Genomic DNA, 18529 nt, shown 5'->3' with positions numbered 1-18529 from the left:
AGGTTACTGTGGCATCATGGTCGCGATGAAAGGCCGGGAGGACGCGCCATGACCGAGGAACATGCCACACGCCGGGCCGGGCTCTGCATGCTGCTGCTGTTCTGGGTGCTCTTCCTGGGCGGTGGTGCCTGGTGGTTACATGGCTACCTGGAGGACCAGCGCAACCCCAATGCCCACCTGGCCAGCGTGACGGGGGTGGATGAGCCGCTGGTCCTTAAGCGCAACCGCGCCGGCCACTTCGTGGCCACCGGGCGTATCAACGGCGAGCCGGTGGAATTCCTGCTCGATACCGGTGCCACCTATGTGGCGGTGTCGGACGAGCTGGCCCAGCGTCTGGGGCTCGAGGCCATTGGCAGCGCCTGGTTCAACACCGCCAACGGGCGCGTTCGCGGCGATCTTGCCACCCTCGACGAGGTGAGCCTCGGCGGCTACGAGGCCCGCGACGTGCGCGGCTCCATCAGCCCCGGCCTCACCGGCGAGGTGGCCCTTCTGGGCATGAGCTTCCTCGACCGCTTCGACATCGAGATCCGCGGCGAGCGCATGGTGCTGCGTCCCGCCGGCGGTGGGTGAGTCCCCAGCGCCTGCCGTTGCGATGACGCTTCCTCGACGGCCCTGATATCATGGATGCATGAACAGTATGTCTGCCGCCTCGGCGGTCACCGCCTCCCTGGACGACCCGCGCTACTACCTGGCGAACTTCCGCTTCGTGCTGGCGTGGGTGACCGAGCGTCACGGCGACCTTCTGGACGCCGCCGAGCATGGTTTCGTGGCGGATTTCGCGGCCCTGCCCGAGGCGTCCCAGGCGCTGCTGGTGCGCATGGTGATGCGCCAGGGCGAGCACTTCCGCAGCGCTCGCCTCGCCTATCCCGAGATCGGTGATACCGAGGTGGCCCTCGCCCCCCTGGTCGAGGCCGGCCTCGTCGAGGACGCCCCCCTGCTCTCCCTGGAGACGCTCTTCCGTCTGCTGCGCCTTGCTGAACTGCGTCGCGCCCTGGCCGGGGAGATCGCCGCGGCCGGGCTGGCGGTCGCCACGGGCAAGGCCGCGCTGCTCGAGGCGCTGGCGCCACGTCTCATCGAATCGCGTCGGCTCGCCGACTGGTGGCCCGAGGCGCCGGACCGCATCGTGCGCCTCGCCGTCATGGAGACCTGCGACCGGCTGCGGCTGATGTTCTTCGGCAACCTGCGCCAGGACTGGTCGGAGTTCGTGCTCACCGAGCTCGGTCGGCAGGCGTTCGAGCGGGTACCCATCACCCCCGACTCCCGCGCCTTCGGCCACCGCGACGAGCTCGATGCCTACCTGGCGCTGCACCGGCTGCGCCAGCGCCTGGAGGCCGGGGAACCGGTGGCCGCCCTGGCCCGTGACTTTCCCGTGCCGCTGGCCGGCAATGCCTGGCTGGCGGCCCGGCATCTCCGGCTCTGCGTGGCACTGGGACGCCAGGCGGAGCGCGAGGGGCAGGGTGAGCTGGCCCTCGGCCTCTACGGCCGGGCGGGCTGGCCGGGGTCGGGACCGGACGGCAGCGCCGAGGCGCGTATCCGCCACCTGCGACTGCAGGAGCGCCGCGGGGAACATGCCGCGGCGCTTGCGATGGCCGAGCCCCTGGCCGCGTCCCCGTCCGGCGAGACGGAGGCCCAGGCGCTGGACCGCCTGCTGCCGCGGCTGCGGCGCCGCTTGGGCCTGGCTCCGCCCGCCCCCCGGCGAGAGCCCGCCCATGAGCGCTGGTCCCTGACGCTGCCCGCCGGCCCGGTGGAGGCGGCGGTGCGCGACCACCTGCACGACGAGGCGGCCCCGGTGCGCTACGTGGAGAACGCCCTGCTCACCGGCCTCTTCGGCCTGCTCTGCTGGGAGGCACTCTTCGCGCCGCTGCCCGGGGCCTTCTTCCACCCCTTCCACAGCGGGCCGGCGGATCTCTACCGCGAGGACTTCGTCAGCCGGCGGCGCGAGCGGTTCGATGCCTGCCTGGCCCGGCTCGATGACGGTGGGTACCGCGAGGCGATACGGGCCACCTGGCGCGAGAAGCAGGGGCTGGCCTCACCCTTCGTGCACTGGGGCGCGCTCGACGAGGCGTTACTCGAGCGGGCCCTGGCCTGCCTCCCGGCGGCTCATCTGCGGGCCTGCTTCGAGCGCCTGCTCGGCGATCTCAAGGCCAACCGGGCCGGCCTGCCGGACCTCATCCAGTTCCTCCCCGACGCCCCCGAGGGCGAGCCGCGCTACCGGCTGATCGAGGTGAAGGGCCCCGGCGACCGGCTGCAGGACAACCAGCGTCGCTGGCTCGCCTTCTTCCACGCCCGGGGCATGCCCGCGGTGGTCTGCCATGTCGCCTGGCAGGCCCCCGACGGGGGAGACGGGGATGGGTGAGGCCGCGACCTGGCGGGTGGCGGTGCGCACCCTGTGCGACTTCACCGCCCGGGAGGGCGACCTCGACCATCGCTTCACGCCGGCCCCCAGCGCCCGGGAGGGCATCGATGGCCATGCCCTGGTGGCGGGACGCCGTGGCGACGGGTACGAGGCCGAGATTCCGCTCTCCGGCACCTTCGAGGGCCTGACGGTGAGCGGTCGCGCCGACGGCTACGACCCCTTGGCCAACCGCCTGGAGGAGGTCAAGACCCATCGCGGACGCCTGGACCGCATGGCCGACAACCAGCGCGCCCTTCACTGGGCCCAGGTCTCGGTCTATGGCGCGCTGCTGTGCGCCGAGCGGGGCCTGGCCTCGGTGACCCTGGCGCTGGTCTACCTGGACATCGCCACCGGCCGCGAGACCGTGCTGACCCGGGAGGCGAGCGCCGCGGAACTGGCGGCCTTCTTCGAGACCCAGTGTCGGCGCTACCTCGCATGGGCGGCGCAGGAGGCGGAACACCGCGCCCGCCGGGACGCGGCCCTCGTCGGCCTTGCCTTTCCCCACCCGGACTTCCGCCCCGGCCAGCGCGACCTGGCCGAGAGCGCCTACAAGGCCGCGAGCACCGGCCGTTGCCTGCTCGCACAGGCGCCCACCGGCATCGGCAAGACCCTGGGGACCCTTTACCCGCTGCTCATGGCCATGCCGCGCCGCGGGCTCGACCGTATCGCCTTCCTGACCATGAAGACCCCGGGTCGCCGGCTGGCGCTGGACGCCCTGTCCGCCCTCGGTGCTGATGTCCCGGCAGCCGACGCGACGGACACCGAACGCCGGCCGCTCCGGGTGCTTGAGCTCACGGCGCGGGACAAGGCCTGCGAGTATCCCGGCAGGGCCTGCCACGGCGAGGCCTGCCCGCTGGCGGCGGGCTTCTACGACAGGCTGCCGGCGGCGCGCCAGGCCGCCGTGACGCGTGGCTGGCTGGACCGGGCGTCGCTGCGCGAGGTGGCCGGGGAGCACGGCGTCTGTCCCTATTACCTGGGTCAGGAGCTGGCGCGCTGGTGCGATGTGGTCGTCGGCGACGTCAACCACTGGTTCGATGCCAATGCCCTGCTGCATGGGCTCGCCCGGGCCAACGGCTGGCGGACGGGGCTGCTGGTGGACGAGGCCCACAACCTGGTGGAGCGGGCCCGGGCCATGTACAGCGCCGAGCTCGACCAGCGCCGCCTCGCCCGCCTGCGCCGGGCCATGCCCATGCCCCTCAAGCGCCCGCTGGGCCGCCTGGCCCGACAGTGGCAGGCGCTGGTGAAGGAGGCTGGCCTGGACGAGGCCGGCCAGCCGGGAGCGCCGGCCTATCGAGTGCTGGAGGGGCTGCCGGCTGGCATGGTCGCCGCCCTGCAGGGGGTCGCCAGCGCCATCACCGAGTACCTCGGCGAGCACCCCGAAGAGGCCTCCCTCGAGCTGCAGGAGCTGCTCTTCGAGGCCCTGGCCTTCACCCGGCTGGCCGAACGCTTCGGTGACCATTCCCTCTGCGACCTGGCTCGACACGGCCGGGGCCGCGCGGTGCTGGGGTTGCGTAACCTGGTGCCGGCGGACTTCCTCGCCCCGCGCTTCGAGGCGGCTCACGCGGCCGTGCTCTTCTCGGCGACCCTGAGCCCCGCCCACTTCCATCGGGACCTGCTGGGCCTGCCGGAGGCCACCGTCTGGCGCGAGGTGGCCTCGCCCTTCGCCGCCGAGCAGCTCGAGTTGCGCATTCGCGCCGACATCTCCACCCGGCTGCGCGACAGGGAGGCCTCCCTTGAACCCATCGTCAGCGAGCTGGCCGGCCAGTTCCGCCGCCGGCCGGGCCACTACCTGGCCTTCTTCAGCAGCTTCGCCTACCTGGATGCGGCCCTGGCATGCTTCTGCGAGGCCCACCCCGATATCCCGGTGCGCACCCAGACCCGCGGCATGCGCGAGGAGGCGCGAGAGGACTTCCTGGCCGGGTTCGCGCCGGGCGGGGAGAGCATCGGCTTCGCGGTGCTGGGCGGCGCCTTCGCCGAGGGGATCGACCTGCCCGGCGATCGGCTGATCGGGGCCTTCATCGCCACCCTGGGGCTGCCCCCCGCGGATCCCTTCAACGAGGCGCTCAAGGCGCGGCTGGCGGCGCGCTTCGGCCGCGGCGACGACTATGCCTACCACATCCCCGGGCTGATCAAGGTGGTGCAGGCGGCGGGGCGGGTGATCCGGGGCCCCGGAGACGAGGGTACGGTGGTGCTGATGGACGACCGCTTCGCCCGACGCGAGGTAAGGGCCCGGCTGCCGGCCTGGTGGGGACCGCCCGTCACGACTCGCGGCGGGGCGGCTCCTCCAGCGAGGTGGTGACGTCCTCGTCGGCCTCGTAGAGGGCCTCGAGTTCCCGGGCCGCCTCCTGGACCGTCTGGATCTGCTTCTTCTCGTTGCCGAACACCTCCAGCTGGCGGCGCAGCGTCTGCTCGTCATGGGGCCGGAAGGTGTCGATGGTGTGCTGGGCCTGGTCGCGGGGAATGCCCAGGCCGACCAGCACGTCGCGGGTCAGCTCCAGGCTCGCCGGCAGCAGCTCGCGGACCAGGTCGTTCACGCCGGACCGCATCAGCAGATGGGCATGGTAGCGGTTGCGGGCCCGGGCATAGAGCCGAAGGTGGGGGAAGCGCTGTCGAGCGCTTGCGACGATGCGCATCGAGGCCTCGGGGTCGCCCACCGCCACCACCAGCACCCGGGCCTGGTCGGCGCCGGCGGCCTCGAGGAGGTCGATGCGGGAGGCATCGCCGAAATAGACCTTGTTGCCGTAGCGACGGACGAAGGCCACCTGGTCGGCGTTGATGTCGAGCACCGTGTAAGGGATCTTCAGCCCCTGAAGGGCGCGGCCCATGATCTGGCCGAAGCGCCCGAAGCCGGCGAGGATGATCTGCGGTGACTCGTCCGTCATGGCGTCGAAGTCGGGACGCGCCTTGCGGGCCTTGAAGAGCGGGCGCACCAGCCGGGCGTGGGCCAGGAACATCACCGGCGTGGCGGCCATCGACAGCGACACCACCAGCACCAGCTCGTCGACCAGGGAGGTGGGCAGCAGGGCCGCGGTGCCGGCCGCGGTGAGCAGCACGAAGCCGAACTCGCCGCCCTGGGAGAGCAGCACCCCGAGGTTCAGGGCCTCCCGCCAGCCGGTGCCGAAGGTTCTGGCCGCCACCACCACGCTGAGGGCCTTGGCCAGCAGCAGGGCCCCGGTGAGGCCGAGGATCATCCCGGGGCGCTCGGCCAGCAGGCCGATCTGGGCGGTCATGCCCACGGCCATGAAGAACAGGCCCAGCAGCAGGCCACGGAAGGGTTCGATGTCCGCCTCGATGCCGTGGCGGTACTCCGAGTCGGCCAGCAGCACCCCGGCGATGAAGGCGCCCAATGCCATGGAGAGGCCGGCGAGCTCCATCAGCAGGGCGGCGCCGATCACCACCAGCAGGGCGGTCCCGGCGAACACCTCGCGGCTACCGGTGCCGGCGGCGAAGCGGAACAGCGGTCGCAGCAGCAGCCGGCCGCCGACGATCAGGCCGGCGAAGGCGCCGACGGCCACCATAACCTCCTGGAGCATCGGCATGAGCCCTCCCGCCAGCAGGTCCTCGGCCGCCAGCAGGGGGATGAGGGCCAACACCGGGATCGCGGCCAGGTCCTGGAAGAGCAGCAGGGCGAAGGCGTTGCGGCCGTGGCGGCTCTGCATCTCGTGGCGCTCGCCCAGCAGCTGCAGCACCAGGGGCGTGGAGCAGAGCCCCAGGCTGAAGCCCGTCACCGCAGCGGCCACCGGAGACAGGCCGAGCGCCCAGCCGCAGGTGGTGAGCAGCAGGGTGGTCACGCCGACCTGCAGGCTGCCGAAGCCGAAGACCGCCCTGTGCATCAGCTTGAGGCGCGAGGGCTTGAGCTCCAGGCCGATCACGAACAGCAGGAAGATGATGCCCACCTGGGAGAACTGCAGCACGGCCTCGGCATCGGCCACGAGCCCCAGGGCCGAGGGGCCGATGGCCACCCCAGCGGCGAGGTAGCCCAGCACCTCGCCGAGCCCCAGGCGCTTGAAGACCGGCACGATCAGCACTGCCGCGGCGAGAAAGATCAGGGCGTTGAGCAGCAGGTCGGTGGCCAAGGGGGGGGGGCTCCTTGCGAATGGCGGGGACGACCCCCATGTTACCCGATGGGCTCACCCGCGCGTCAGGCGGATGCCGCGACCGACGGGAACGGCAGGCGCCTTGGCCGGTCCCATTCGTCATCGAAACCTCAACCTTGCCCCACTAGATTGCCCGACAGGAGAGACTGCCATGCGACTCAACGCCGACTTCAGCCGCCGCGCGGTGGTCACCCCCGACGACTACCGCTGGGTGGACTCCCCCATGGCCGGCGTGGAGCGGATGATGCTCGACCGCGTCGGCGACGAGGTGGCACGGGCCACCTCCATGGTGCGCTATGCGCCGAACAGCACCTTCCCGACCCACGAGCACGGCGGGGGCGAGGAGATCCTGGTGGTGGAGGGGGAGTTCGCCGACGAGCACGGCGCCTATCCGGCGGGTCACTACCTGCGCAATCCCATTGGCTCCGCCCATGCGCCCCGGGTCGGGGACCAGGGGGCCCTGATCTTCGTCAAGCTGCACCAGTTCTCGCCGGACGACAACGAGCAGAAGGTGATCGACACCCGGGCCAGCGACTGGCGGCCGGGACTGGTCGAGGGCCTTCGGGTGCTGCCGCTGCACGACTTCGAGGGCGAGCACGTGGCGCTGGTGCGCTGGGCCCCGAACACCCGCTTCCAGTCCCATGCCCACTGGGGGGGCGAGGAGATCCTGGTCCTCGAGGGCACCTTCCACGACGAGCACGGCGCCTATCCGGCGGGCAGCTGGCTGCGCAGCCCCCATCGCAGCCAGCACACCCCCTTCACCGGCGACGACGGCGCGCTGATCTACGTCAAGGTGGGCCATCTGCTGCCCGAGTGAGGCTTAGGCGGACTGACACCCCGTTACCGCCCGCGACTGTTCACCGCCTACTGGCCTGTGCTACCCCTAGAGGCGGCACTTCGCCGAACCGACACGGACAAGGAGACGTCACATGGGTATCGAAGTCGGAGGCCTGCTGGGCCTCATCTGGCTGGTCATCGTCATCTGGGCCATCGTCAAGGTGGCCAAGAGCCCGGCCGGCGGCCTGGCCAAGCTGATCTGGATCCTGGTGCTGCTGTTCTTCCCGCCGGTCGGGTTGATCATCTGGTTCCTGTTCGGGCCAAAGGGGTAGCGCTGCCTGCGCCAGGCAGGGTCTCGGGCCGCCTTGGGGCGGCCCGATGTCATTCCGGCCCGGGGCGGGGGTCAGGGCAGGTCGCGCGGCTCGCCCCGGTCGCACTTGACGCACGGAAGCGCCAGGCCCAGGCGTGAGCGTCGGCCCGCCTCGGTGATCACCCAGGGACGCTCCACCCAGGGCGGCTGGTGACGGACGTGCTGGTTGTGGCCGCAGGCAAGCTCCGCCACCCAGTGGCCCTCCTCGTCGCGATGGTAGCCCACGATCGGCTGACGCATGCCGGCTCAGTGCTCCGAGGAGGCCGCCCAGATGTTCACGCCGCCCTCCACCGCATGGCGGTTGATCTCGGCGAGCTCCTCGTCGGTGAAGTCCGGCCCGACGAGGGCGCCCACGCTGTCGATCACCTGCTCGGGCCGGCTGGCACCGATCAGCGCCGAGGTCACCCGGCCGCCGCGCAGCGTCCAGGCGATGGCCATCTGGGCGAGGGTCTGGCCGCGCCGACGGGCGATCTCGTTCAGCGCCCGCACCCGCGCCAGGTTCTCCGGCGACAGGTGGGCGTCATTGAGCGCCTTGCCCCGGACCCTCCGGCTGTCCTCGGGGATGCCGTCCAGGTACTTGTCGGTCAGCAGGCCCTGGGCCAGTGGCGAGAAGACGATCGAGCCCATGCCCAGGTCGTCGAGGGTGTCGAGCAGGCCGTCGTCCTCGATCCAGCGGTTGACCAGCGAATAGCTGGGCTGGTGGATCAGGCAGGGGGTGCCCAGCGAGCGCAGGATCTCGACCGCCTCGCGGGTGCGCTGTGCGTTGTAGGAGGAGATGCCGGCATAGAGCGCCTTGCCCTGGCGCACCGCCTGGTCCAGGGCGCCCATGGTCTCCTCGAGCGGGGTCTCGGGGTCGAAGCGGTGGGAGTAGAAGATATCGACGAAATCGACCCCCAGACGCTCGAGGCTGCGATCCAGGCTCGAGAGCAAATACTTGCGGCTGCCCCACTCGCCGTAGGGCCCGGGGTGCATCCGGTAGCCGGCCTTGGTGGAGATCACCAGCTCGTCGCGGTAGCCGGCGAAGTCTGTCGCGAGGATGCGCCCGAACAGCGCCTCGGCGCTGCCGGGGGGCGGGCCGTAGTTGTTGGCCAGGTCGAAGTGGGTGATGCCGTGATCGAAGGCGGTGCGGCAGATCGCCCGGGCGTTGTCGACGCTTCCGGTCTCGCCGAAGTTCTGCCAGAGGCCGAGCGACAGGGCCGGCAGCTTCAGGCCGCTGCGACCGCAGCGATGGTAGGGCATCCGCTCGTAGCGCTCTGGCGAGGGGGAGTAGCTCATGGGGTCTGTCCTTTGCCGTGGTCCATGCTGTTTGTCGCAGGGCTCACCGGGGCGCGCCGGCGACGTGCACCCGACGGCCGCCGAGACTCTTGCTGACGTACATCGCCTGGTCGGCCTGCTCGAAGAGGGCATCGAAGCTCTCGCCATGCTCGGGGTAGCAGGCCACCCCGATGCTGATGGCAGGGATCTCGTGATCCGGATCCGCGAGCAGGCGGTGCAGCATCCGCGTCGCCCCGCCGGCGTCGGTGTCCGGCAGCATGATGAGGAACTCGTCGCCCCCATGGCGCGCCAGGAGGTCGCTGCTGCGGGTATGGGCCTTGAGCTCGTCGGCGAGGAGCTTGATGGCGCGGTCGCCCTCGACGTGACCCTGGGTGTCGTTGATGGCCTTGAGGCCGTCCATGTCGATGACCACGACGCTGTAGGGGCGTCGCGACCGCCTGGCCATGGCGTCAACCGGTTTCACCAGGTCGTTGAAGGCACGACGGTTGCAGAGGCCGGTCAGGGGGTCCTGGCTCGCCATCTCCAGCAGCATCCGGTTGGAGACCGTGATGCCGTCCACCAGCGCCGCGGTCAGGTAGCCGATGATCAGGTAGGCGATGAGGTTGATGCTCAGCAGCGTGAGGTTCGCCGTCTCCATGAGGCGTTCGTCGCCGAGCTGGAGCAGCAGCACGATGCAGGCGCCGATCGCCACCACCTCGAGCATGGTGGCGAGCACCCCGAGGGTCAGGGCGCTGGTCACCACCGCCAGCAGGTAGAGACTGGTGAGGGGGCCGGAGACGCCCTCCGTGCTGTGCAGGAACCAGGTGATGAAGCCGATCATCACCCAGGTGTGGAGGGCCAGCAGCCAGCGCTGGCGTTCGTCGAAGAACCGCAGGCGGCTGGCGAGCAGGCTGAAGCCGAAATAGGCGGCCGTGGCGACCAGCAGCTCCAGGGTGTGGTCATCGGGGGCGCCGATGAGCACCAGGTAGAGGGTGATCAGGGTGACCAGCAGCCACTCGATCTGGTGAAGCCCCGTCATGAAGCCCTGGATCTGCATCCGACGAGCGTCCCATGACAGCGGGGGGAGAGGGTCTTTCACCTTCATCGAGGTCTCTTCTGGCAGGTGGTTGGCCGTCGGGATGGCTATGCCCCGGCGTCCCTAGCGGGCATCGCGTGATGATGATAGCACCAGAAGCTCTCATGCCGATGGCCGAGACGCAATCGCCAGGCGACGGCAGGCGATCGCCCCAGGCGCGGGCATGAGGCCCGCGCCCGAGGTGAAGCCGGAAGGGGACTCAGCCGGGACCCTGGTGGCTCAACGAGCGTAATGCCGGGGGCGGCTGAAGCGCACCGGCGGATGGTGCCGCTCCTCCCCGGAGGCCCGTTCCGGCGCCGGACGCACCCGCCAGCCTCGCTGAGTCGCCCAGGCCTTGAGCTCCCGGTAGTCGAGCAGGGGATGATGCCGGTTGGTGGGGGATGATGCGGGAAAGGCATTGGCGAGGTGGGGGTAGCGGGCCAGGGCATCTGCGTCGCCATGGGCGTTCAATGCTCGATCCAGGGCGGTTTGCCATGCTCTGGCGTCGAGACGTGCGGTGGAGTGATTTACCTGCATGGGGTCTTCCTCCAGTGGTGTGCCTTTTTTCGGGCCATGAAAAACGCCCCGCCCGGCTTGGCCGGACAGGGCGTCATCATCTTGGTGGCGGGAGGCCGGTGCACGCGGACGACCCGGGGCCGTCGCGTCTCGAGGGTCGAGATGGGCATTTCCATCATGACGGTGCCTCCCTCCTCATGCCGGGGCGTGGCTCCCGGGTTGTCTATGGGATCAATCTATCTGGTCAATCCCAGCTCAGTGCGCCGCCCACCTGGTACTCGGTGACGCGGGTCTCGAAGAAGTTCTTCTCCTTGCGCAGGTCGATGATCTCGCTCATCCACGGGAAGGGGTTCTTCGCGCCGGGGTACTGCTCCTTCAGGCCGATCTGGGCCAGGCGGCGGTTGCAGATGAAATGGAGGTACTCCTCCATGATCGCCGCGTTCATGCCCAGCACGCCTCGGGGCATGGTGTCCCGGGCGTAGGCGATCTCGAGCTCGGTGCCCTCGAGGATCATCTGGGTGACCTCGTCCTGGAACTCGGGGGTCCAGAGGTGCGGGTTCTCGATCTTGATCTGGTTGATCATGTCCACGCCGAAGTTCAGGTGCATGGACTCATCGCGCAGGATGTACTGGAACTGCTCGGCCACCCCGGTCATCTTGTTGCGCCGGCCCATGGAGAGGATCTGGCTGAAGCCGCAGTAGAAGAAGATGCCCTCGGTGACGCAGTAGAAGGCGATCAGGTTGCGCAGGAGCTCCCGGTCGGTCTCCGGGGTGCCGGTGTTGAAGTCCGGGCGGGACAGCGACTGGGTGTGCTTGAGGCTCCAGGCGGACTTGGCGGCGACGGAGGGCACCTCGCGGTACATGTTGAAGACCTCGCCCTCGTCCATGCCCAGCGATTCCACGCAGTACTGGTAGGCGTGGGTGTGGATCGCCTCCTCGAAGGCCTGGCGCAGCAGGTACTGGCGGCACTCCGGGTTGGTGATCAGGCGGTAGAGCGCCAGCACCAGGTTGTTGGCGACCAGTGAATCCGCCGTGGAGAAGTAGCCCAGGCTGCGCTCGACGATGCGCCGCTCATCCGCGGTGAGGCCCTCGGCGCTCTTCCAGAGGGCGATGTCGGCATTCATGTTCACTTCCTGGGGCATCCAGTGGTTGGCGCTGCCGTCCAGGTACTTCTGCCAGGCCCACTCGTACTTGAAGGGCACCAGCTGGTTGAGGTCGGCACGGGCATTGATCATCTGCTTGTCGTCGACCTCGATGCGTGCCGCGCCCATCTCGAGTTCCTCGAGTCCCGCGGCCACGTCGAGCTCCTCGAGGGCCTGGCGGGCGCGCGCGAGGCGGTCACCCTCGGCGGGGTGGTAGTCGCGCTGCTCCTGTGCCACCTGAGGCGCCTCTGCCGGCTCGGCGGCGGGCTGCGGGGCGGCCGGTGCGTGGGCCTCGGCGACGGCCGTGTCGTCCTTGTGGAAGTCGTCCCAGTTCAGCATGTGGTGTCCACCTCTAGGAATCGGTCGGGGCCGGAGGCGACAGCCCCCGGCCGGGTTGGTCGCTTACTGGCAGGCCTCGCAGCCCAGCTCATCGATGTCACCTGCGCTCGGCGGGCGCTGGCCGCCCTTGCCCTTCAGGAAGTCCTCGACGCCGCGCGGTCCCTGGGTCGGTTGCCCGCTTGCCGAAGGCTCGGGGGGCTGGTCCGGGGCGGCGTTGCTCACCGCATTCAGGGTGCCGCGCTCCACGGTGGACTTCTCCACCGAGGTGGCCCCCAGGGCACGCAGGTAGTAGGTGGTCTTGAGGCCGCGGAACCATGCCATGCGGTAGGTCACGTCGAGCTTCTTGCCGGAGACGCCCTTGATGTAGAGGTTCAGCGACTGGGCCTGGTCGATCCATTTCTGGCGCCGTGCGGCGGCCTCCACCAGCCACTTGGGCTCCACCTCGAAGGCGGTGGCGTACTTGGCCTTGAGGTCGTCCGGGATGCGGTCGATGGGCTGGGCCGAGCCGTCGTAGTACTTGAGGTCGTTGATCATCACCTCGTCCCACAGGCCGCGCGCCTTGAGGTCGTTGACCATCGGCGCGTTGACCACCGTGAACTCGCCGGAGAGGTTCGATTTCACGTAGAGGTTCTGGTAGGTCGGCTCGATGGACTGGGTCACGCCGCAGATGTTGGAGATGGTGGCGGTGGGGGCGATGGCCATCACGTTGGAGTTGCGCATGCCCTGGCGGGCGATCTTGTCGCGGATGCGGCCCCAGTCCTGGGTGGCGCTCTCGTCGAGCTCGATGTACTTCTCGCCGCGCTCGGTCTTGAGCTTCTGGATGGAGTCGAGGGGCAGGATGCCCTGGCTCCACAACGAGCCCTCGAAGCTCCCGTACCGGCCGCGCTCCGCGGCGAGGTCGCTGGAGGCCTCGATGGCGTGGTAGCTGACCAGCTCCATGGACCGGTCGGCGAAGGTGACGGCGTCCTCGGAGGCGTAGGCGATGTCCTGTGCGTAGAGTGCGTCCTGGAAGCCCATGATGCCGAGCCCCACCGGGCGGTGCTTGAAGTTAGAGTTCTTCGCCTGGGGCACCGCGTAGTAGTTGATGTCGATGACGTTATCGAGCATGCGAACCGCGGTGCGCACGGTCTTCTTCAGCTTCTCGCCGTCGAATTCGCCGTCGACCACGTGCTGGGCGAGGTTGACCGAGCCCAGGTTGCACACCGCGATCTCGTCGGCGCTGGTGTTCAGGGTGATCTCGGTGCACAGGTTGGATGAGTGCACCACCCCGGCATGCTGCTGGGGGCTCCTCAGGTTGCTCGGGTCCTTGAAGGTGATCCAGGGGTGACCGGTCTCGAACAGCATCGAGAGCATCTTGCGCCACAGGTCCTTGGCCTTGACCCGCTTGAACAGCTTGAGCTGGCCGTTGCGGGTCATCGCCTCGTACTCCTGGTAGCGCTGCTCGAAGGCGGCGCCGTAGAGGTCGTGAAGGTCCGGGCAGGTGGAGGGCGAGAACAGCGTCCATTCACCGTCGTCGAAGACCCGCTTCATGAACAGGTCCGGCACCCAGTTGGCGGTGTTCATGTCATGGGTGCGGCGGCGGTCGTCGCCGGTGTTCTTGCGAAGCTCCAGGAACTCCTCGACGTCCAGGTGCCAGGTCTCGAGGTAGGCGCAGACCGCGCCCTTGCGCTTGCCGCCCTGGTTCACGGCCACGGCGGTGTCGTTGACCACCTTGAGGAAGGGGACCACGCCCTGGGACTTGCCGTTGGTGCCCTTGATCCAGGACCCGAGCGCGCGCACCTGGGTCCAGTCGTTGCCCAGCCCACCGGCCCACTTGGAGAGCAGGGCGTTGTCGCGGATGGCGCTGTAGATGCCGTCAAGCTCGTCGGGCACGCTGGTCAGGTAGCAGCTGGAGAGCTGGCTGCGAACGGTGCCCGCATTGAACAGGGTCGGGGTGGAGGCCATGTAATCGAAGCTGGAGAGCAGCTCGTAGAACTCGATGGCTCGCGCCTCGCGGTCGTCCTCGTTGAGCGAGAGGCCCATGGCCACGCGCATGAACATCACCTGGGGCAACTCGTAGCGCACCTCGTCGCGATGGATGAAGTAGCGATCATAGAGGGTCTGCAGGCCCAGGTAGGTGAAGGCGTTGTCGCGGCGGTGGTCCAGCGCCGCGCCCAGCCGGTCGAGATCGAACTCGGCCAGTGCCGGGTCGAGCTGTTCGAACTCGATGCCGCGGGCGATGTAGGCCTTGAAGGCCGGCGCATAGTGATCGGCCATCTCGCCGAAGGTCGCCTCCTCGGCGATGCCCAGGAAGGAGAGCGCCTCGCGGCGCAGGTTGTCCTGCAGCAGTCGGGCGGTCACATAGGTGTAGTCGGGATCCTTCTCCACCAAGGTGCGCGCGGTCATCATCAGCGCCTGGGAGACGCCATCCACGGTCACGCCGTCATAGAGGTTCTTCAGCGAGTCTTCGACGATCTTCTGGGCGTCGACGTTGGCCAGTCCCTCGCAGGCATCGGACACCAGGACCTCGATGCGGCCCAGGTCCAGCGGACGGGTGCCGCCATCGGGCAGGGTCACGTGCAGGGTCGGGTGAGGCTTTGCGATGTCGCCTCCGGCCGCGGCGCGGGCCCGGGCATGCTCCTCGCGGTAGAGCACGTAGGCGCGTGCGACACGCTGCTCGCCGGCGCGCATCAGCGCCAGCTCGACCTGGTCCTGGATGTCCTCGATGTGCAGGGTGCCGCCGTCAGGCATGCGACGCAGGAAGGCGTGCTCGATGGCCTCGGTGGACTGGCGGACGAAGTCGCGCACCCTTGAGGAGACCGCGGCATTGTCCCCTTCCACGGCGATGAAGGCCTTGCTCATCGCCACGGCAATCTTGTCGGCATCGAAGGGCATGACCTCACCGTTGCGCTTGATGACGCGCAGGGCCTTGGGTGCGGTGACGGTAACGGACGGCTTGTCCGGTGTGACAACGGTATCCATGGTGCCGGGGATCCCTGAATGGGTGAATCGTATGGTGTCAGGCCGCCTCGCAGACGACGCTTGACAGCTATGCGAGTGATTGCTAAAGGCACATGATGTAGTGCCCGTGCCGGGTTGAAACACAAGATAGTGTGCTTTTTCGCCTTCATCAAGTGGATAACTTGTGGATGGGTTGTGGCCTTTCGTGAGGTAGAATCGGGCCTCTCGCGAAGTCTCGTGGTGGGGCCCTGGCGACAGCCGCCGTCGGTATTTCTCGACGGGAAGGCGGGATCGTCGTTTTCGGGTATCCTTTAGCAAATGGTGGTGGCTCCCGGCAGCGGGAGGCCCGTACCGCTCACCTGCCCGCCAGGATGGAACAGAGGATGGACGACAGCTTGCAAGCCCAGGAACAGGATCATGTGCTGATCATCGAGGATGATGAGCGTCTGGCCGACCTGACCCGCGACTATCTGGAGGCCAACGGGTTCCGGGTCACGGTCGAGGCCGACGGCGGCCGTGGTGTAGAGCGGATCCTGTCCCTGCAGCCGGACCTGGTGATTCTCGACCTGATGTTGCCCGGCGAGGACGGGCTGTCGATCTGCCGTCGGGTACGCAGCGACTACTCCGGGCCGATCCTGATGCTGACCGCCCGCACGGATGACATGGATCAGGTGCTGGGCCTCGAGATGGGTGCCGACGACTACGTGCCCAAGCCGGTGCAACCGAGGGTGCTGCTGGCGCGTATGCGAGCTCTGTTGCGCCGGTCGGATCCGGCGGCCGCCGGTCAGGAGACTCGCCTGTCATTTGCCGATCTGGTCATCGACAACGCGACCCGTGAGGCGTGGCTCGATGCCAGGCGCATCGACCTGACGAGTGCCGAGTTCGACCTGCTGTGGCTGCTGGCCAGCAACGCCGGCCGAGTGTTGACCCGCGAAGAAATCTTCGACCGCCTGCGCGGCATCAAGTACGACGGTCAGGACCGCTCCATCGATGTGCGGGTCTCGCGCATCCGCCCCAAGATCGGTGACGATCCCAACCAGCCGCACCGCATCAAGACGGTACGCAGCAAGGGCTACCTCTTCGTCAGGGATGGCTGATTCATGCGTCGGATGCTGGCCGACAGCACCTTCCTGCGCGTCTATGTCCTGCTGGCACTGGCGCTTCTGCTGACCTTCGGCCTGGCCCTGCTGGGCCTGGCTATGGTCGAGCAGGTCAGGCGCGAGCACTATCGCGAGCAACTGGCCCTGTCGCCCATGCGGGTGCTGACCCGCTGGGTCGAGTCGCTGCCCGAGGTGGAGAGAGAGGTGTGGTTGTCGAACCACTCGCAGCAGCTCGACATGACCCTCCGGCTGGTGCCGATCGAATCCCGCTCACTGAACTACTTCTCCCGCAAGCGCCTGCTGGCGGGTCGGGTGCTGGTCCTGCCCCGAGGGGAACAAGGCTGGCGACTGCGGCGTCTGCTGGCCGACCAGGAACAGCTGCTCGAGGTGGATGTGGCGAGCATCAGCGAACAGCAGCTGCGCGGGGTCACCGAGCTGGTCGCCGACTGGCTGGTCCAGATGCCGGCCAGCGAGCGTCGTGGGCAACTCGAGCGCGTGACCGGGGACGGCATTCCCCTTCAACTGAGCGACAGTCCGCCCGTGGGGCTGGATACTCGACGGCTGGCCCTCCTGGCAGAGGGTGAGGTGGTCATCCGCCTGCTTCCGGACCGCCTGTCCATCGCGTTGTATCGCCTGCTGCCCGGCGCAGACTCTCAGGCCCGCTGGCTGGCCATCGGCCCGGTGAAGGCCTTCAAGCCGCTGCCATTGTCTCTGCAGCTGTTGCTGCTGGTGCTGTTGCTCAGTGTGCTGGCGGCGATCATCTACCTGATCGTGCGCGGTGTGGAGGCCCGCATGGCGCGACTGGAGCTGGCCGCTACCCGCATCGCCGGTGGGCGCCTGGATACCCGGGTCAAGGTGGAGAGCGGTGATTTCCTGGGTCGCCTGGGGATGGCCTTCAATGGCATGGCGACCCAGGTGCAGTCACTGCTGCGCGGCCAGCAGGACATGATCCGGGCCGTTTCTCACGAGTTGCGCACCCCGGTGGCGCGTATCCGTTTCGCGGTGCAGATGGTCGAGGACATGACCGACGACCCCGCGATTCACCGCCAGCTCCAGGGCGTCGATGGCGACATTACCGAGCTCGACGAGCTGATCGACGAGATCCTCACCTACGCACGGCTAGGCAGCGATGCGGCCAACGGCGTGGAACTGCAGACCTCTCTGGTCGACTGTCGCGCCATGGCACGACGGGTCATCGAGGCCCTGAGTCAGCTGCATGGCGATATCCACATCGAGCTGGTCGAGGGGCCTGAGGTGGAGGTCCAGGCAGAGCCACGCTACCTGCAGCGAGCCCTGCAGAATCTGGTCGCCAACGCCTGTCGCCATGCCCGCAGCCGGGTGGTGATACGCCTGCATGGTGAGCCCCGGCTGGTGCGCATAGACGTGGAAGACGACGGCCCCGGCATCCCCGCCTCGGCGCGCACGGAGGTCTTCAAGCCCTTTGCCCGCCTGGATGACAGCCGCACTCGTCGCTCCGGCGGCTACGGCCTGGGGCTTTCCATCGTGCAGAAGGTGATGATCTGGCACGGCGGCAGCGTGATGCTGGATGCCAGCGCCATGCTTGGCGGGGCGCGCTTCACCCTGCTGCTGCCACGCCGCATCCCTACGCAGGCCTGATCCCCTCCAGCACCGCGAAGGAGGTCTCCCGGGCGGTGCGCAGGAAGTCCTCCATCCAGGGGGCGCCACGGGTTTCCTCGCGAATCGCCGCGAACAGGGTGCTCCACACCCCCTTCTCGCCAAGGGCCACGGCCTTGACGTAGTCACGCTCCAGATACTCGGTCAGCGCCCAGTTGGGCAGCGCGCAGACCCCACGTCCGCTGGCTACCAGCTGCATCATCATGATGGTGAGTTCGGCGGTGCGTAGCTCCCGGGGGCGCACCCCGGCGGGATCGAGGAACTGGGTGAAGACATCTAGGCGGGAGTGCTCCACCGGGTAGGTGATCAGGGTCTCCTCGCCGAGCTCCTCGGGGGTGACGAAAGGCCTGTCCGCCAGCGGGTGCTGTCGGGCCACCGCCAGCAGGCCCTCGTAGCGGAACAGTGGCTCGTAGTGGATGCCAGGCAGCGCTTGAGGGTCTGCGGTGATCACCAGGTCGAGCTGTTCGCGCGTCAGTGCCGGCAGCGGATCGAAGTGGTGGCCGCCGGGGATGTCGATCTCCACCTCCGGCCAGTGATCGCGGAAGTGGTCGATGGTGGGCATCAGCCATTGGAAGCAGCTGTGGCATTCGATGGCCATGTGCAGCCGTCCTTGCTCGTTGCCGGCCTGTCGCGCCAGGTCACGCTCGGCCATGCGCACCAGCGGCAGGACCTGTTCGGCCAGCGTCATCAGCCGCGTGCCGGCCCGTGTGAATTCCACCGGTCTCGTCTTGCGCACGAACAGGGGGCTGCCCAGTCGTTCTTCCAGGTCCTTTATCTGGTGGGAGAGCGCCGACTGGGTCAGATGCACGCGTTCGGCGGCCTCCACTAGGGAGCCGGCATCGCGAAGGGCGACCAGGGTGCGCAAATGGCGAAGTTCGAGCATCAGGGTG

At 68.6% G+C, this 18529-nt stretch carries 15 protein-coding genes; 7 read left to right on the top strand and 8 right to left on the bottom strand.

Annotated features, from left to right (window positions below; all coding sequences use genetic code 11):
* Window positions 1–48 precede the first annotated feature (48 nt).
* The 3 genes from ABE960_RS02760 to ABE960_RS02750 are packed head-to-tail and all read left to right on the top strand — an operon-like array spanning window position 49 to window position 4694.
* Complete coding sequence (locus ABE960_RS02760) at window positions 49–570, top strand: retropepsin-like aspartic protease family protein (RefSeq protein ID WP_349760696.1); 522 nt, start codon at window positions 49–51, stop codon at window positions 568–570.
* Window positions 571–628: 58 nt separating this feature from the next.
* The gene (locus tag ABE960_RS02755) at window positions 629–2356 is read left to right on the top strand and encodes a VRR-NUC domain-containing protein (RefSeq protein ID WP_349760695.1); all 1728 of its coding nucleotides are present in this window, start codon (window positions 629–631) and stop codon (window positions 2354–2356) included.
* Complete coding sequence (locus ABE960_RS02750) at window positions 2349–4694, top strand: ATP-dependent DNA helicase (RefSeq protein WP_349760694.1); 2346 nt, start codon at window positions 2349–2351, stop codon at window positions 4692–4694. Before ABE960_RS02755 ends, ABE960_RS02750 begins: the two co-directional genes overlap by 8 nt.
* Here the strand turns inward: ABE960_RS02750 and ABE960_RS02745 are convergent.
* A complete protein-coding gene (locus ABE960_RS02745) occupies window positions 4654–6471 on the bottom strand; it encodes a monovalent cation:proton antiporter-2 (CPA2) family protein (protein ID WP_349760693.1) in 1818 nt (605 codons plus the stop codon). The two genes, ABE960_RS02750 and ABE960_RS02745, sit on opposite strands and share 41 nt — an antisense overlap.
* 172 nt (window positions 6472–6643) lie before the next feature.
* Here ABE960_RS02745 and ABE960_RS02740 point away from each other — a divergent pair, with 172 nt between their 5' ends.
* Both ABE960_RS02740 and ABE960_RS02735 read left to right on the top strand, forming a co-directional pair.
* Window positions 6644–7309 (top strand): cupin domain-containing protein, encoded by a 666-nt coding sequence (locus ABE960_RS02740; protein ID WP_349760692.1) that lies wholly within the window; start codon window positions 6644–6646, stop codon window positions 7307–7309.
* A gap of 112 nt (window positions 7310–7421) precedes the next feature.
* Window positions 7422–7601: a PLDc N-terminal domain-containing protein gene (locus ABE960_RS02735; protein ID WP_349760691.1), complete on the top strand. Its 180-nt coding sequence runs from the start codon at window positions 7422–7424 to the stop codon at window positions 7599–7601.
* Window positions 7602–7672: 71 nt separating this feature from the next.
* On the opposite strand, the gene ABE960_RS02730 is transcribed toward ABE960_RS02735, so the two are convergent.
* From ABE960_RS02730 to ABE960_RS02705, 6 genes are all read right to left on the bottom strand, one after another.
* The gene (locus ABE960_RS02730; RefSeq protein ID WP_349760690.1) at window positions 7673–7879 is read right to left on the bottom strand and encodes a DUF3565 domain-containing protein; all 207 of its coding nucleotides are present in this window, start codon (window positions 7877–7879) and stop codon (window positions 7673–7675) included.
* A 6-nt stretch (window positions 7880–7885) separates the two neighbouring features.
* On the bottom strand, window positions 7886–8914 hold the full coding sequence (mgrA, locus tag ABE960_RS02725) for an L-glyceraldehyde 3-phosphate reductase (RefSeq protein WP_349760689.1): 1029 nt from the start codon (window positions 8912–8914) through the stop codon (window positions 7886–7888).
* A 43-nt stretch (window positions 8915–8957) separates the two neighbouring features.
* Window positions 8958–9998, bottom strand: coding sequence for a GGDEF domain-containing protein (locus tag ABE960_RS02720; protein ID WP_349760688.1), 1041 nt, complete (start codon window positions 9996–9998; stop codon window positions 8958–8960).
* Window positions 9999–10208: 210 nt separating this feature from the next.
* On the bottom strand, window positions 10209–10505 hold the full coding sequence (locus tag ABE960_RS02715) for a hypothetical protein (protein WP_349760687.1): 297 nt from the start codon (window positions 10503–10505) through the stop codon (window positions 10209–10211).
* Between the two features lie 223 nt (window positions 10506–10728).
* Window positions 10729–11964 (bottom strand): ribonucleotide-diphosphate reductase subunit beta, encoded by a 1236-nt coding sequence (locus tag ABE960_RS02710; RefSeq protein WP_349760685.1) that lies wholly within the window; start codon window positions 11962–11964, stop codon window positions 10729–10731.
* A gap of 63 nt (window positions 11965–12027) precedes the next feature.
* On the bottom strand, window positions 12028–14925 hold the full coding sequence (locus ABE960_RS02705) for a ribonucleoside-diphosphate reductase subunit alpha (RefSeq protein ID WP_349760684.1): 2898 nt from the start codon (window positions 14923–14925) through the stop codon (window positions 12028–12030).
* Window positions 14926–15287: 362 nt separating this feature from the next.
* On the opposite strand from ABE960_RS02705, the gene ABE960_RS02700 reads away from it, so the two are divergent.
* The gene (locus ABE960_RS02700; protein ID WP_349760683.1) at window positions 15288–16001 is read left to right on the top strand and encodes a winged helix-turn-helix domain-containing protein; all 714 of its coding nucleotides are present in this window, start codon (window positions 15288–15290) and stop codon (window positions 15999–16001) included.
* A 3-nt stretch (window positions 16002–16004) separates the two neighbouring features.
* The gene (locus ABE960_RS02695; RefSeq protein WP_349760682.1) at window positions 16005–17621 is read left to right on the top strand and encodes an ATP-binding protein; all 1617 of its coding nucleotides are present in this window, start codon (window positions 16005–16007) and stop codon (window positions 17619–17621) included.
* Here the strand turns inward: ABE960_RS02695 and ABE960_RS02690 are convergent.
* A complete protein-coding gene (locus tag ABE960_RS02690) occupies window positions 17608–18522 on the bottom strand; it encodes a LysR family transcriptional regulator (RefSeq protein ID WP_349760681.1) in 915 nt (304 codons plus the stop codon). The two genes, ABE960_RS02695 and ABE960_RS02690, sit on opposite strands and share 14 nt — an antisense overlap.
* Window positions 18523–18529: the final 7 nt, after the last annotated feature.

This window comes from Halomonas aquatica, assembly GCF_040196335.1.
Classification (GTDB): Bacteria; Pseudomonadota; Gammaproteobacteria; order Pseudomonadales; family Halomonadaceae; genus Halomonas; species Halomonas aquatica.
This window is presented reverse-complemented; position numbering and strand designations above follow the sequence as displayed.